Origin of the sequence: Streptosporangium roseum DSM 43021, from assembly GCF_000024865.1 — a bacterium.
GTDB classification, from domain to species: Bacteria; Actinomycetota; Actinomycetes; order Streptosporangiales; family Streptosporangiaceae; genus Streptosporangium; species Streptosporangium roseum.
Genome location: NC_013595.1, coordinates 2,226,517 through 2,241,451, shown reverse-complemented (window position 1 = coordinate 2,241,451; position 14,935 = coordinate 2,226,517). Strand labels below are relative to the sequence as shown.

Below are 14,935 nucleotides of genomic sequence, written 5' to 3'. Positions count from 1 at the left end.
GGATCGCCCGGGGACGCCGCAGGCGCGGCTACCGCCGGCGCGCTCCGGCGTAGTGGCAGGCGACCTGGGAGTCCGCCGAGGAGGAGAGCACGGGCAGGAGCTGTGACCTGCACCGGCCGTCGACCCCGGCCCCGGCCGCCGTGCCCGCGGCGAGGACCTGGCAGCGGGGGTGGAAGCGGCAGCCGTGCGGGATCCGGGTGGGGTCCGGCGGCTCACCGCCCAGCACCACGGGCGACGGCGACTCCGGCAGGACCGACAGCAGCGCCTGGGTGTAGGGGTGGGACGGCGACTTCAGGATCTGCTCCACGGGCCCCGACTCGACGATCCTGCCGAGATACATCACCGCGACGCGGTCGGCGATGTTCCAGGCCAGCCCGAGATCGTGGGTGACGACCAGGGCGGACAGCCCCAGCTCGTCGCGGAGCCGCAGCATCAGGGCGAGGATCTCACCGCGGACCGAGGCGTCCAGCGAGGCCACCGGCTCGTCGGCGACCAGGACCCGGGGGTCCAGCGCGAGGGCTCCGGCGATGACGACGCGCTGCCGCTGCCCGCCGGACAGCTCGTGAGGGTAGGAGTGCAGAAATCGCTCCGGCGGGCGGAGCCCGGCCCGTGACAGCGCCGAGGCGACCCGCTCCTCCTCGTCGGGCATGCCGTGGATGCGCGGCCCCTCGGCCACCGCCTCGTAGACGGTGTGCCGGGGGTTGAGCGACCCGGTCGGGTCCTGCAGCACGAGCTGCACCTCGCGGCGGTAGGCCTTCAGCGCGCGCGAGGAGTAGGACAGGGGGGCTCCGCCGTACAGGACCGATCCCGAGGTGGGCCGCTCCAGGCCGAGCAGGGTGCGGGCCAGCGTCGTCTTGCCGCAGCCGGACTCGCCGACCAGCGCGACGATCTCCCCCTCGCCCACCTGGAGGTTCACCCCGTCGACCGCGCGGGCGCGCCGCCCGCGCGAGGAGAACTCCACGTGCAGGTCCCGGGCTTCCAACAGGCTCATGCGTCCTCCTTCGCCGGTCGCATGACCGAGATGCCGGTGCTTTCGGTCTTCTCGTCCGCCGACAGGACGTGCACGCAGGCGGCGGTACGGCTCTCGCCCGCGGGCCACAGCTCGACCTCGCGTGAGGCACACGAGGGCAGCGACACCGGGCACCGGGGGTGGAAGGAGCAGCCTCCCGGCAGGCGCATCGGGTCGGGCGGATCGCCGCCCAGCCCCTTCGGCGCCAGCCGGGAGGCGGGGTCCCCGACCGTGGGGAAGGCCTCGGCCAGCGCACGGCTGTAGGGGTGCCGGGGCCCCCGGAAGACCTCGTGCGCGGGGCCCGACTCGACCACCCGTCCGGCGTACATGACCGCCAGCCGGTCGCACATGGAGGCCAGGACCGACAGGTCATGAGAGATCATGATCAGGCTGATGCCGTGCTCGGCGATGAGCGAGCGGATCAGCGCGAGCACCTGCGCCTGGATCATCACGTCCAGGGCGGTCGTCGGCTCGTCGGCGATGATCAGGCGCGGCGAGCAGGCCAGCGCCATGGCGATCATCACCCGCTGGCGCTGCCCGCCGGACAGCTCGTGCGGGTGGCTGCGGGCCCGCCAGGCGGGCAGGCCGACCTGCTCCAGCAGCTCCGCCACCTTCCTCCGCGCCGCGGCCGGGGTCGCCAGCCCGTGGACCAGCAGCGGCTCGGCGATCTGGTCCTCGATCCGCCGGACCGGGTTCAGGGCGTGCTGCGCTCCCTGGAAGACCACCGAGGCCGACGCCCACCGCACCGCGCGGAGCCGCCCCCACTTCATGGTGAGGACGTCCTCGCCGTCCAGCAGGATCTCGCCGGTCACCCGCGCGTCCTTGGGGAGCAGCCGCAGCAGGGCCATGGCCAGCGTCGACTTGCCCGACCCCGACTCCCCCGCCACGCCGAGTGCCCGGCCCGCCGCCAGCTCCAGCGAGACCCCGCGCACGGCGGGCACCTCGCCCGAGGCGACCCGGTAGGTCACCGCGACGTCGCGCAGCTCCAGCAGGCTCATCGGGAGACCCCCCGCAGGCGTGGGTTGAGTACGGCCTCCAGCGCCCGGCCGCACAGCGTGAACGCCATGACGACCGCGACGATGCAGAGGCCGGGCGCGAGGACGTACCACCACGCGCCGGAGGTGGCGGCGCCCCAGTCGTAGGAGCCGCGCAGCAGGCCGCCCCACGAGACGTCGCCCGAGTCGGCGCCGAGAAAGGCCAGGGTCGACTCGGCGACGATGGCGCTGGCCACCTGCAGGGTCGTGTTGGCCAGCACCAGCGGGGCGACGTTCGGGAGCACGTGCCTGGTCATGATGTGCCAGTGCCCCGCGCCGAGGGCTCTGGAGCGTTCGATGTACGGCCTGGCCTCGACGGACAGGGTCTGCGCCCTGATCAGCCTCGCCGTGGACGCCCAGGAGGTCACCCCGATCGCCAGGATGATCGTGGAGGTGCCGCCGCCGAGGATGGCCGCGAGCACCAGGGCCAGCACGAGCGACGGCAGGACCAGGAACCAGTCGGTGATCCGCATGAGCACGGCCGACACCCAGCCGCGGAAGTGCCCCGCCGCGATGCCCATCACCGTGCCGATGGTCATGCTGAGCAGGGCCGACATGAAGCCGATCAGCAGCGAGACGCGCGAGCCCCACAGGACCATCAGCAGGATGGAGCGGCCCGACTCGTCGGTGCCCATCGGGAAGTCCAGGCTCGGGGCGGACATCTTGGCGCCCGTCGCCTTGGTGACGTCCATGCCGGCCGGGTCGGTGATCAGCGGGGTGAGGAGGGCCAGGACGACGGCCGCGACGAGAATCGCCGCGCCGTACAGTCCGGCCCGCTGCCTGCGGTACTCCCGCCAGAAGCGCGAGAACGCCGCCTTGCGGCGGGTCCGGGTGATGCTCACGCCGACCTCACCCTCGGATCCAGGACGTGGTAGGCCACGTCGGCCAGCGTGTTCATGACGATCACCGCGGTGCACACCACCATGAACGTCCCCTGCATGACCGCGAAGTCGGGGCCCTTGATCGCCTCGTAGAACAGCAGGCCGAGGCCCGGCCAGGAGTAGACGGTCTCCACCGACACCGCTCCTCCCACCACGAACCCGATGTGGATGAAGACCAGCGTGACGGTCGGCAGGAGCGCGTTGGGCACGGCGTGGCGCCGCCGTACCTCGTCGTCGCGCAGTCCCTTCGCCCTGGCGGTGGTCACGTAGTCCTGGCCGATCTCGTCGAGCAGCGAGGAGCGCATGACCAGCAGGTACTGCGCGTAGACCACGGCGACCAGGGTGAGGCACGGCAGCACCAGGTGATGGGCGACGTGGAGGAGGTACAGCGGCCCGCCGGGCGCGTCGACGTCCTCCATGCCCCGGGTGGGGAAGATCCCCGGTATCGGCCCCACCCCCGCGGCGAAGACCATCAGGAGCAGCAGCCCCAGCCAGAACGTCGGCACCGACCACAGGACGAGCGACAGGCCGGTGGAGAAGCGGTCGAACCGGCCCCCGTGGTTCCACGCCGCCCTCGTGCCCTGCCACAGGCCCAGGCTGACCGCGATGACCAGCCCGGTGCCCACGAGCACCAGGGTGGGGCCCACCCGGTCGGCGATGAGCTCGGCGACCGGGCGCTTGTACTCGTAGGAGGTGCCGAGGTCCAGCCGGAGGGTCCGCGTCACGAAGTCGAGGAACTGCTGCGTCAGGGGCTTGTCGAGCCCCATCTGGCGGCGGAGCAGGTCGAGCTGTTCGGGGCTGAGCGGCACGTCGCGCGTGTAGGCGATCGCGGGATCACCCGGGATCAGCCGGAACAGGAAGAACGTCGCGACGATGACCATGCCGATGCTGAGCGCGGCCCCGCCGATCTTCGCCAGCGCGTAGCGCAGCACCGGCCGGTGGGCGCCGCGCTCCTTCCCGGGGCCCGCCGCCGGGAAGGCGGCGGGCTCGGGGTCGGAGAGGGTGTCGGGAGGGACTGTCATCGAGACGTCACTCGCGCTCGTCCGCCACGGAGCGACGCCGCCTGGCCAGGAGGAACCCGCCCGCGCCGACGATCACCACGGCCGCGGCGACGCCCACCGCGAGGCCGGTGCCGGAGCCTCCGCCGGCCGAGCCGGCCGGGGCCGCCACCGCGTCCAGGGAGTAGAAGGGCCAGTAGCCGCTCCCGCCGTACAGGATGCCCTTGTCCTCGGGGATCGGGGTGATGCTGGTGATGCGGTCCTTGCGGTAGCCCTCAAGGTTGTTCGGGTAGTAGAGGGCGATGACCGGGGCGTCGGTGTAGAGGCGCTTCTGCATTTGCTTGATGATCTCGGCGCGCTTGGGCCGGTCGAGCTCGCTCAGCTGCTCCTGGTAGAGCTTCTCGTACGCCGGGTCGCAGTAGAACGACTCGGTGCCGCCGCCCTCGCCGCTCGGCGTGGGCCTGCGGCTGCACAGGTGGGTGGCCAGGACCTCCTCGGGGTCGGGGTTGACCGACCAGCCGCTGATCGCGATGTCGAACAGGCCGGTGAAGCCGGTCTCCTCGGTGAACTTGTTGGCGTCGAGCTTCCTGGTCGAGAGCGCGATGCCGATCTCCTTGAACCAGCCGGTCAGGAACTGCCCGAGCTTGTCCTCGACGGGCGTGTCCGTGTGGATGCTGAAGCGCATCTCCAGCTTGCGCTCGCCGTCGGGCATCGTCCTGATGCCGTCGGCGCCCTTCTTGTAGCCGGCGTCGTCGAGGATCTCGTTGGCCTTGGCGACGTCGTGGGTGACGAGGTCGTCGCCCTCGGCCTTCCAGAAGAACTCCTGGTACATCGGCGGGACGATCGACCCGTCAGCCGGCACGGCGAGACCGTTCACCACCTGGTCGGCCAGGGCCTTCTTGTCGATCGCGTAGTGGATGGCCCGGCGCACCTTCGGGTCCTTCAGCGCGGGGTGCCCGTCGCCGACCGGCTTGTTGTCGATCGTCTGCGCGCCGTGGTTGAGCTGCAGGTAGGCGGCCCTGCGCCCCTGGGTGTTCCACTGCACGATGTTCGGGTCGCCCGCCAGAGCCTCGAACTGGGGAGCGGCCAGGCGGCCGATCAGGTCGATGTCGCCCTTCTTCAGGCCCGCGTTGGCGGCCTCGGGGTTCTCGTAGAAGATGACGTGCAGCTCGTCGATCTTGGGGGCGCCGCGCCAGTAGCCGGGGTTGGCCTTCAGCTTGACGTAGGCGTCCTTCTTGTGTTCGACCGCGATGTACGGGCCGCTGCCGACGGCCGGATACGTGTCGTTCTCGAACTTGCCGATGTCGCCGACGGCCTCCCAGACGTGCTTGGGCACGATCGGGATGGGGTTCTCCAGCATCGAGGCCTGCGGCTTCCTGGTCTTGATGACCAGGGTCCGGTCGTCGGTCGCCGTGACGCTCTCGAAGTTCTCCACCGCCGGGCCGTTGGCCTGCTTGGCCGCGTCGACGGTCATGACCGTGTTGAAGGTCCACGCCGCGTCCTGGGCGGTGACGGGCTTGCCGTCCGACCACTTGGCGCCGGCGCGGATCTTGAAGGTCCAGGTCAGCTTGTCGTCCGACGTCTCCCATGACTCGGCGAGGTCGGGGCTGGGCTGCAGGGTCTTGGGGTCGGGGACGGTGAGGGACCCGTACGTCCAGCGGTGGATCGACGAGGAGACTATCCGGACCGCCAGGAACGGGTTCATCGAGTCGACGGCCTGGGTCACGCCCAGCCGCACGGTCTTCTTCCCCGGTTCGGGCGCCTGTCTGGCCAGTGCCTGCGTCTCCGGGAGTATCGCCAGCAGCAGCGTCAGTCCAAGCGCAGCCAGCCGCGCGCCCATTCTCGTCATGGTGGTGCCCCATCTCCGAGCCGGTGAACCGTTGTAGACGAAGGCACACCATGGTGACGCCGCATGTCAACGACTGATGGAAGATTGTTTCATTCTTGTTTCTTTGTATGACATTATTTTTCAACCAACCGCTCGGTATGGACGGGCCGTCGGTGGTACGGCATGCTGCAGAACATGACTCTGTTCTCGGTGGAAGGAAAGATCGTCGTCGTCACCGGCGGATCGCGCGGGATCGGCCGGATGATCGCGGCCGGGTTCGTGGCGGCCGGGGCGACGGTCTACATCTCCTCGCGCAAGGCCGCCGAGGTCGGCAAGACCGCGGCCGAGCTGGGATGCGTGGCCGTACCGGCCGACCTGTCGACCGAGGAGGGCGTCTCCGCGCTCGTCGACGCCGTCACCGCGCGGGAGTCACGGCTGGACGTGCTGGTCAACAATGCCGGAGCGACCTGGGGTGCCCCGCTGGAGGAGTATCCCGGGCACGCCTTCGACAAGCTCTGGGGGATCAACGTCAAGGGCGTGTTCCACCTGACCCAGCAATTCCTGCCGCTGCTGCGTGCCGCCGCGAGCCCCGGCGACCCGGCCAGGGTGATCAACATCGGGTCGATCGACGGGATCCGGGTGCCCTCCATGGAGAACTACGCCTACTCGGCGGCCAAGGCCGCCGTGCACATGCTCACCCGCCACCTGTCCCAGCGGCTGGCCCGGGAGTCGATCACGGTCAACGCCATCGCGCCGGGCCCGTTCGAGTCGAAGATGATGGCCTTCGCGCTCGACGACCCGGCCACCCGCTCGGCGATCGAGTCCCACGTGCCGCTGGGCCGGATCGGCGCCCCCGAGGACATGGCGGGAACCGCGATCTTCCTGTCGTCGCGGGCGGGCGCCTACCTCACCGGGGCGATCATCCCGGTGGACGGCGGCATTTCCGCCCACAGCCAGCCCTTATAGCTCGTTTCAAATGAGCGGCGTGTCGGCTGGTGACGGCCGGCACGGGTGAGACAGATCGGTCGCGTGTCCTGCCCCGACCTCGTTTCCGACGATCTGACCGACTCCGGACCTCATTCTGAAACCATCAGTGATGAGCGGCCACAGATTCCGCCGGAATAGCTGATCCGTTAGAGTTGCGCGAGCGTTCGCTGTGAATCATGGGGTTGAGGAGACATCGCCACCAACGACCTATCCCCCGCAGGGGCCCTGCAATTCAACCCGGAGATCTGGGTCAGCGCGGGGAAAGGCGTCCGAGAGGCCTCTGACGATCTGGCCCGGGGCGTGGACGCGTTCTGCCGGGCGATGGATGAGCGACCCTTCGGTCAGGACGATCTGGGCCGGGCGCTGTTCGAGGGCCATCCCGAGGCAGGCATACCGGGATTCGCCCGGCTACGTGACGACCTGCTGAAAGACCTGGTCGTGGCGGTGAACCTGCTACGCGGGATGGCGGCCGGGCTGGTCGTCACCGGGGACAGGTATGCCACAGCCGAGGCGGCGAACACCGGGATCCCGTACGCGCAGCCGTGCCCGGAATGGCTGAAGGATCCGGAGGAGTACAAGCCTGAGCCGGGCCCGAGTGGCCTGCCGACGACCACGCCACCACCTGACTTCGTGAGCCAGGCCATCTGGTTCCTCGAATCTGTAGGATTCGGCGCCACGTGGCCCGATGCCGATCTCGACGGTGTGATGCGGCTGCGCGACGCCGCGACGGCGCTGGGACGCGTGGTCGGCGACGTTCAGGAGCAGATCGCCGGGCAGGCGGGGCGTGCGACCGGGGCCGGGTTCGGGCCGACCACGGCCGCGTTCGGACGGGCCGCGCGGGTGGTGCACGGCGAGAAGGGGCAGCTGGCAGACCTGCGGCGGCGGTGCGAGCATCTCGCCCACTGCGGCCAGGTCGCCTATGACGCGATCGTCAAGGCCAGATGGCAATTCGTGGCATCCGCGATGTTCGTGCTGACACTGATGCTCCTCGCAAAACTACTGGCCCCCCGGCTCGGCCCGCTCCTCGACGTTGTGGTGAAAAAGCTTCTCCGGGCGGAGGGCCTGGCACTGCGGATCATCTTGCTGATCATCCGGCAGGCCGCGCTGGGTGCGATGTTCTCCGGTGGACTGAGCGCGATCAATCAGTTGTTCACCACCGGCGACATCGATGCGGCGAAGCTGGTCCGGAATATGGGTCACGGAGCGCTCGCCGGCGGGTTGATGGCCGGTGCGCACGCCGCGCTGCCCGCGCTCCTGCGCCGAGGCGGACCCGCCTTCACCGGCCTGGCCGAGGCCATGGAGTCGGCCACATGGGAGCGGGCATTCTCCCGGATCCTGGCCGGCGGGGCGGTGAGCACAACCGTGCTGGCGACCGCGGGATGGGCCAGCGGTGCCGGCTGGAATTGGAAGCACGCCGCTGAGATGGGATTCGGCATGGCCGTTCTCAGCACCGGCGCGGCACTCTCCTCCCGGGCCTGGCCTGCCCCAAGCTATGCGAGCCTGAAGGGCAGAGCCTGGAAGCAGAGTCCGGCCAAGCGGTGGCATGATGTCAAGTGGGCCTTGGGGCTTCTCACGATCACCGCTCCTGCGGTCTCCGTCTTCGCGCTCGCAAAATTTGCCGAGGACGGAAAGAATCCCTTCTTCTTACAGAAACGGGTTGGCCAGTTCGGCCGCGAGTTCCAAATTGCCAAGGGCCGTTCGATGAACACGACCGACGGCAAGGACAGCAGCCTCGGTTCATCGGATTCGCGGCGTACGAGAGTCGGCAAAGTTTGGACGAAGACCAGTCTCGACGAGTTTGTCCAAATGGCTTACAACGTCCTCTACAAGAGTGACATGTCGGTCATAAACGACCGACCGCTCTTGAGCGCCACCAGACAGGAGACGATAGCGGCCCTTGGCCCCACCCTGGGTCCGCGTTGGAACGAAGCGGATCTGGCTGGAAAGCCCGGGATGTTCGGCCCGTTCTCCAACAAGATCCTCGAGATCGGTCTCAAGCCGAAGACAGATGCGTTCGACGTTCAACGAGGCTACACGGGCATCTGGCATGACAGAACCGCGAGCCTGCATTCGGACCGGAATATCCTTTGGGAGGCCATTTCCGCTTACATGAAGCGCATTTCCTAGCCTCGATCTTTCGCGCGACCGGCAGAACAGGGAGGCGAAGTCGTGACGTAGCGGTGGATCTTGCTGTCCGTAAGCTCAGGGTTTTCGCCGGCCAACTCCCTACCTAAGAAACTGCCAGACCAGGCGCTCCCACGGAACAGCGACGGAACAAGAGCAGAGCTTGGAGGCGGCTGCGGCGATGCCGAAGAAGGGCTCGCGCCTCATCACCGTCTACCGCCGGCGAGTCCGCCACAAGCCGACCTACCGCCAAGGCAACAGCCGGACCCCGCCCAGCATCGATCGGCCGCCCTGGATGGTAGCTGTAAAGCCCCGCCCGTAACACAAGTGTAAAATTTCACATCTTGTTGTCATTCGTCCCAGATGACAGCGTGATCGCATGGTGAACCGCCTCAAGGTGATCGCAGCGGCCGTCATGGCCGTCGCCATCGCCCTTCCCGCCGGGGCCGCTCAGGCGGAGCCCACCCCGGCCACATCCCCCGCCACCACCTGCGACGCCACCCTGACCACGCCCGTCTACCACGGCAAGGTGCCCACGCCCAAGAGCGTGCTCGGCTTCGACCTCGGCGAACGCGAGGTCACCACCGCGGAGTCCGACACCCTGCTGACCGCGATCGACCGGGCCAGCGACCGGGTCACCTCCGGCACGCTGGCCACCAGCGCCGAGGGACGCGCGCTGAAGTACGCGATCGTCGGCACCCCGCGCAACCTCCGCAACCTGCGCGCGATCGAGGCCTCGATCAAACTGCTGCGCAACCCGCTCACCCCCGCCCCCGCGGCCAGGGTCCTCGCCAGGAACACGCCCGCGATCCTCTGGGTCGCCGGAAACGTGCACGGCGGCGAGGAGAGCGGCACCGACGCCGCCCTCAAGACCCTCTACGACCTGGCCGGACGGGACGACTGCGCGGCCGGGCGCATCCTGGACAACGCCGTCGTGGTGATCCTGCCGACGCAGAACCCCGACGGCCGCGAGGCCGACACCCGGCGCAACGCCTACGCCTTCGACATGAACCGGGACTGGTTCGCCCGCACCCAGCCGGAGACCGACGGCAAGATCGAGCTCATGCGGAAGTATCCGCCGCAGCTCTTCATCGACGCCCACGAGATGGGCGGCACCGAATACTTCTTCCCGCCGAACGCCGACCCGGTCTACCACGACATCGCCGAGCCGACCGTCGACTGGATCAACAACACCTACGGCGCCGCGATGATCGGCGAGTTCACCCGGCGCGGGATCCCGTTCTTCAACCGCGATGTCTACGACATGTTCTACATGGGCTACGGCGACACGGTCCCGACGACCGGCTTCAACGCGGCGGGCATGACCTTCGAGAAGGGCAACGCCTCGCCGATCGCCGCCCGGACCTTCGAGCAGTGGCTGACCCAGTGGGTCTCCCTGTCGGCCGCGGCCGCCAAGAAGACCGAGATCCTCACCACCTGGCACGCGATGTACGCCGACGCCCTGAAGCAGGGCCTCGAAGGTCGGCTGGAGCCGAACAAGGTCTACAACCCGGGCAACGAGGTCATCACCCAGGTGCCCGACCGCAAGGTACGCCACTACTTCCTGCGCGCCGACGACCCGGCCAAGAAGGCGGAGACCGACCTCGTCGTCCGCCGCCTGCAGCGCATGGACGTCCAGGTGTACAAGCTGGCCAGGCCGCTGACGGTCAAGGACTTCAAGGCGTACGGCAGGCCCGAGGCGCGCACCACCCTGCCCCGGGGCACCTACTGGATCCCGCTGGCCCAGGGCCAGAAGCACTGGATCCAGGGCATGCTGAACGAGGACACCTACACCCCGTTCCCCTACTTCTACGACGTGACCGCCTGGAGCCTGCCGCTGCTGGGCAACGTCTCCGGCGGCTCCTCCGGCCAGGTGCTGCTGCCCGCCGCGACCCCGGTCCAGCCGGTGGCCGCCCCCTCGGCCCGGCTCACCACCCCGCGCAGGGTCGGCGTGCTGCAGATGGCGGGCGCCGCGCAGAACGCCGGCGAGTCCAGCGGCTGGCTCCGCCACCGCCTGGACCGCGACTGGAAGCTGCCCTACGAGGTGCTCGTCCCGGCCGACGTCGCCGCGGGCAAGCTCGGCGACGTGGACGTGCTGCTGGTGCCGGACGGCCCGGCCAACGCGGCCGCGACCGCCCTCGGCGAGGCGGGCCGTACCGCGCTGAAGGACTGGGTCGGCCGGGGCGGCCGGTACGTCGGCTGGTCGGGCGGCGCCCAGCTCGCCGCGCTGACGGGGGTCTCCGGCGTGACACTGGCCGAGCCCTCCTCCGACGTGCCCGGCTCGCTCCTGCGGACCACCGTGGCCGGAGGGCCGCTGAGCGAGGGCGTCGGGTCGAGCGTCATGCAGTTCTACGCCTACGACCTGGTGATGCGGGCCGCCGACCCCTCGCACGTGGTGGCGTCCTACCCGGCGGCGGACTCGCCCGACTGGTTCCTGTCCGGCTTCGCGCTGGGCGCCGGGGAGCTCGGCGGGACGGCGGCCGTGGTGGACGAGCCGGTGGGCAGCGGCCACGCGGTGCTGTTCGCCGCGGAGCCGAACTTCCGCGCCTTCACCGACGGCACGGCGAAGATCGTCGCCAACGCGATCACCTCCGACCTGCCCGCCACCCGGGCGCGGGCGCTCGTCCCCGTGCCCGACGCCTCCCGTGCCGCGGCGGCCATCCCGGACCGGGAGTCGCCGATCCGCCTCACGGTCCCCACCGCAGACGGGGACAAGGTCCGCGCGGCCCTGAACGGCTTCGGGGCCACCTGGGCCGAGCAGGCCGCCACCGGCGGCGCGGTCCGGTTCACCGTCGCCAACCCCGGCGGCCTCGGCCTGCACGAGCACCCCTGGGCGGGCAGGCTCCCGGGCGCGCTGCGCACCGCCGGAGTGTCCCCGCTCGCGGTCGTCCTGCCGCAGTGACCGGTACGGCGTGCGCCCTGGAAACGGGGCGCACGCCGTACCGGCACATCCGCGTGCCGTACGGCGCCGCACGCGGGTGACGGCATGTCCGCGTGCCGTACGGCGCCGCACGCCGGTGACGGCACATCCGCGTGCCGTACGGCGCCGCACGCGGGTGACGGCATGTCCACGTGCCGTACGGCGCCGCACGCCGGTGACGGCATGTCCGCATGACGTACGGCGCCGCACGCCGGGGCGGCGCGTCTGTGCGGCTCCCCTGCGGCGGCCACGGCTGGACGCGCCGTGGCCCTGCGGTCAGAGCGCCTCGGCCAGCGCGCGGGCCAGGTTGGCCGCCGCGTCGGGCGCGTAGCGCAGGAACAGGTAGGGCTCGGTGAGCTCCAGCTCGATGAGGGCCGGGCTGCCGTCGGGGAGGCGGACCAGGTCCACGCGGGCGTAGAGCACGTCGGGGAACTCGGCGAGCACCTGCTCCGCCAGCGCTACCTGGTCCGGGTCGGGGGTGCGGAGCTCGCCGTGGCTGTTCCCCTCCCCCGGCGCGGTGGCGTTGCCCGCCAGCATCGGGTTGCGCCGGATGGCGTGGCTGAACCGGCCGCCGAAGTAGAGCAGCGAGGTCTCCCCCTCGGTCTCGACCATGTCCAGGTAGGGCTGGATCATCGCGGTCCGCCCCTCGGCGGCCAGCCGGGCGGCGTGGGCCGTGGCCTCCCGCCGGTCGCCGGTCCTGATCGTGTCACGGGCCCCGGCCGACACCGTGGGCTTGACCACGTACTCGTCGAGGACCGGGAAGTCCACGGCCTCGCCCGGCCCGACCCAGTAGGTGGGGATGGCCGGGGCCTTCAGATCCCGCAGGTAGGTCTTGTCGGTGTTGCGTTCCAGCACGGCGGCCGGGTTGAGCAGCCGGGTCACGGAGTCGACCCGGCGGGCCCAGTCGAGGAACTCCGCCCGCCGGTCCACGTAGTCCCAGACGCTGCGGACCACGACGACATCGAACGCGGACCAGTCGACCTCGGGGTCGTCCCAGCGCACGACATGCCCGGTGATCCCGGCCCCGGCCCAGGCGGCGAGGGTGGGCTCCTGCTCGTCGTCGACTCCGTCCGAGTCGGCATAGGTCACGTACGCTGCGGAAACACTCATGGAATGCCCTCTTTATGTCAGTACCAACTGAATACGAGGGACCTTACACAAGGGCACATACCTAGACATTAACCGCATCCTGTGGATCGTCGGCTCAGGCGTTTTCCTTGATCTGTTGGGATTGACCGGCCATAGCGCAGCCAATCCCAACAGATCAAGGAAACCCCGTACGGCACCGCGTAAATGGACGGCCCCCGGCCACCCCACCAGCTCTCGCCGCACCTGTGACCTTCCACCCCGCGGTGATGCGTTGCCCCCATGAGACCGCCATCGATTTTCGGACGCCTGTCGTCTTCTCGCCCCTGCCGCTCCGGAGAGGATCCCTCTCGCCATCTGGCGCCGCGTCGACGAAGTCCTGTTTCATTCCGTCTGCGGCGTTGAGCGTCGCCGCTGTTCAGCGGGGTATCGCAGGGCTTCGTCGGCGACAGGCAGGAGAAGGGGCTGAGGTGAATCATTACCAGCAGGAGTTGCGGGTGCGGGTGATCCATCGTGGGCATTGCAGCGTGCTGGAGGTCGGTGGGCACCTGGACTTCATCACCGCGCCCACGCTCACCGACCACATCGACACGCTCTGGGAACCGAGCGCGGGCCCGCGCCTGGTGCTGGAACTGTCGCAGCTGACCTTTTACGACTCCACTGCCCTGGGAGTCCTGGCCCATACCCTGCAGCGCGTTCAGGCCACCCCCACCAGCCGACTCCTGCTCGCAGGCGTCCCGGACGGTCTGCGGCATCTGCTGGAGCGCACCGGTCTGCTGGCCCACTTCGGGCTGCGCGACAGCACCGAGCAGGCTGTCGCCGACCTGCTCTCGGCGTGAAGCGTCATCTCTCGCGTCCTCGGGATCGAAAATCTGCAGTGACTGAGGTAGACATCCGTGCCGGGTGGGGATAGAGTTTCTGACATCGCAAGGAACGGATCCACGAGGGCAGAGCAGGACCCAGGTATCACGACGAACTGCCCGGGCGGACGTGGATAGCAGTAGAAGATGCAGTAAAGAGGGGCAGAAGGTCGGACGTGCCAGGGCCACCGCAAGTGAAGGGCTCCGGCCGTGGACGCGCTGCCACAGCAGTAGCAGTGAACGGCAGAAGGTCGGACGTGCCAGGGCCAGCGCAAGTGAAGGGCCCCAGCCGTGGACGCGCTGCCACAGCAGTAGCAGTGAACGAGTTCGAAGAACAAGCAGAAATAAACGAAAGGAGTGTTGAACGCCATCAGGATCGCCCGTCGCCGGCTGAAGTTCGCCGCACGGGTACCGCAGTTCCACGGATTGGATGGTGGTCTACGGTCACGCATACGCGATCCCCGCATCCCCGCCCCCACCGGGCGGCCACATGCGGAAACAGGTAAGTCGGCCACATGGCCGGTAGATGGTGTTGAACCTCGTGGGCCCCGGCGCATCATGGCGCCGGGGCCCCTATTGGCATTCGGGAAGGTTATATGGATCAAGCACCGATGGCGTCGACCGTCCGATCGAGTCCCACGCTCCGAGACACCGCCGACAGAGCCCACCCGGCCGAGGAGGCCGACAGAGCCCCCGCCGCATCCGGTGACAGCTCCGGTCACCGATTCGACGACGAGGACTACCCTGCCTACAGCATGGGCCGGGCCGCCGAGATGCTCGGCGTCACCCCGGCTTTCCTGCGTAGCCTGGGCGCCGCCAAACTGATCGAGCCGCAGCGCTCCGACGGTGGTCACCGCCGCTATTCGCGCTACCAGCTGCGCCTGGCCGCCCGCGCGCGAGAGCTCGTCGACCAGGGCACCGCCCTGGAGGCCGCCTGCCGCATCATCATTTTGGAAGACCAGCTCGCTGAGGCCCTGCGTATCAACGCCGAGCTGCAGCACACCCGCGACCAGCGGCCCTAGAACGCCGGCCGCCGCTCCGCATGAGGGCCGACGATCACGGCCCTCATCAGCCACTCGGTAATTCACGGCAAGGGTAGAGGCCTACGCTGCGGAACAGCTTGCGGATCACTGGGGCGCTCGGCCGCGGATGCCGTTGCCGGCGGAACCGCTCCGCCGCAGCCGGCGTAGGGCTACTGCGGGATGCGC

At 69.4% G+C, this 14,935-nt stretch carries 11 protein-coding genes; 5 read left to right on the top strand and 6 right to left on the bottom strand.

What is annotated here, in order from left to right:
* Positions 1–28: 28 nt before the first annotated feature.
* Genes SROS_RS10075 through SROS_RS10055 form a run of 5 tightly spaced genes read right to left on the bottom strand, consistent with a single transcriptional unit; the run spans position 29 to position 5,771 of the window.
* Complete coding sequence (locus SROS_RS10075; RefSeq protein ID WP_012888816.1) at positions 29–991, bottom strand: ABC transporter ATP-binding protein; 963 nt, start codon at positions 989–991, stop codon at positions 29–31.
* Complete coding sequence (locus tag SROS_RS10070; protein ID WP_012888815.1) at positions 988–2,007, bottom strand: ABC transporter ATP-binding protein; 1,020 nt, start codon at positions 2,005–2,007, stop codon at positions 988–990. The genes SROS_RS10075 and SROS_RS10070 overlap by 4 nt, the downstream gene beginning before the upstream one ends.
* Positions 2,004–2,885 (bottom strand): ABC transporter permease, encoded by an 882-nt coding sequence (locus SROS_RS10065; RefSeq protein ID WP_012888814.1) that lies wholly within the window; start codon positions 2,883–2,885, stop codon positions 2,004–2,006. The genes SROS_RS10070 and SROS_RS10065 overlap by 4 nt, the downstream gene beginning before the upstream one ends.
* Positions 2,882–3,946, bottom strand: coding sequence for an ABC transporter permease (locus tag SROS_RS10060; protein WP_012888813.1), 1,065 nt, complete (start codon positions 3,944–3,946; stop codon positions 2,882–2,884). Before SROS_RS10060 ends, SROS_RS10065 begins: the two co-directional genes overlap by 4 nt.
* 7 nt (positions 3,947–3,953) lie before the next feature.
* The gene (locus SROS_RS10055) at positions 3,954–5,771 is read right to left on the bottom strand and encodes an ABC transporter substrate-binding protein (RefSeq protein WP_012888812.1); all 1,818 of its coding nucleotides are present in this window, start codon (positions 5,769–5,771) and stop codon (positions 3,954–3,956) included.
* A gap of 174 nt (positions 5,772–5,945) precedes the next feature.
* Between SROS_RS10055 and SROS_RS10050 the strand changes: the two genes are divergently transcribed.
* The 3 genes from SROS_RS10050 to SROS_RS10040 all read left to right on the top strand — a co-directional run bounded on the left by SROS_RS10050 (position 5,946) and on the right by SROS_RS10040 (position 11,763).
* A complete protein-coding gene (locus SROS_RS10050; RefSeq protein WP_043655184.1) occupies positions 5,946–6,716 on the top strand; it encodes an SDR family oxidoreductase in 771 nt (256 codons plus the stop codon).
* A 321-nt stretch (positions 6,717–7,037) separates the two neighbouring features.
* Complete coding sequence (locus tag SROS_RS45840; protein ID WP_052316909.1) at positions 7,038–8,864, top strand: sugar transferase; 1,827 nt, start codon at positions 7,038–7,040, stop codon at positions 8,862–8,864.
* A 376-nt stretch (positions 8,865–9,240) separates the two neighbouring features.
* Entirely contained in the window at positions 9,241–11,763 is a 2,523-nt protein-coding gene (locus SROS_RS10040; protein ID WP_012888808.1) for a M14 family zinc carboxypeptidase, read from the top strand.
* 294 nt (positions 11,764–12,057) lie between these two features.
* On the opposite strand, the gene SROS_RS10035 is transcribed toward SROS_RS10040, so the two are convergent.
* Complete coding sequence (locus SROS_RS10035) at positions 12,058–12,891, bottom strand: ATP-grasp domain-containing protein (protein ID WP_012888807.1); 834 nt, start codon at positions 12,889–12,891, stop codon at positions 12,058–12,060.
* Between the two features lie 446 nt (positions 12,892–13,337).
* Between SROS_RS10035 and SROS_RS50860 the strand changes: the two genes are divergently transcribed.
* Together SROS_RS50860 and SROS_RS54390 are read left to right on the top strand one after the other, a co-directional pair.
* Positions 13,338–13,706 carry an STAS domain-containing protein gene (locus SROS_RS50860; protein WP_169369279.1) on the top strand — a complete coding sequence of 123 codons (369 nt, stop codon included), beginning with the start codon at positions 13,338–13,340 and terminating at the stop codon, positions 13,704–13,706.
* Positions 13,707–14,482: 776 nt separating this feature from the next.
* Positions 14,483–14,749, top strand: a complete 267-nt coding sequence (locus SROS_RS54390) for a MerR family transcriptional regulator (protein ID WP_043655176.1) — start codon at positions 14,483–14,485, stop codon at positions 14,747–14,749.
* The last annotated feature ends 186 nt before the right edge of the window (positions 14,750–14,935 follow it).

Excerpts from the sequence above, each read along its gene's own strand:
- SROS_RS10075 (WP_012888816.1), bottom strand. The coding sequence starts at position 991 with ATGAGCCTGTTGGAAGCCCGGGACCTGCACGTGGAGTTCTCCTCGCGC.
- SROS_RS10070 (WP_012888815.1), bottom strand. The coding sequence starts at position 2,007 with ATGAGCCTGCTGGAGCTGCGCGACGTCGCGGTGACCTACCGGGTCGCC.
- SROS_RS10060 (WP_012888813.1), bottom strand. The coding sequence starts at position 3,946 with ATGACAGTCCCTCCCGACACCCTCTCCGACCCCGAGCCCGCCGCCTTC.
- SROS_RS10055 (WP_012888812.1), bottom strand. The coding sequence starts at position 5,771 with ATGACGAGAATGGGCGCGCGGCTGGCTGCGCTTGGACTGACGCTGCTG.
- SROS_RS10050 (WP_043655184.1), top strand. The coding sequence starts at position 5,946 with ATGACTCTGTTCTCGGTGGAAGGAAAGATCGTCGTCGTCACCGGCGGA.
- SROS_RS10040 (WP_012888808.1), top strand. The coding sequence starts at position 9,241 with ATGGTGAACCGCCTCAAGGTGATCGCAGCGGCCGTCATGGCCGTCGCC.
- SROS_RS10035 (WP_012888807.1), bottom strand. The coding sequence starts at position 12,891 with ATGAGTGTTTCCGCAGCGTACGTGACCTATGCCGACTCGGACGGAGTC.
- SROS_RS54390 (WP_043655176.1), top strand. The coding sequence starts at position 14,483 with ATGGGCCGGGCCGCCGAGATGCTCGGCGTCACCCCGGCTTTCCTGCGT.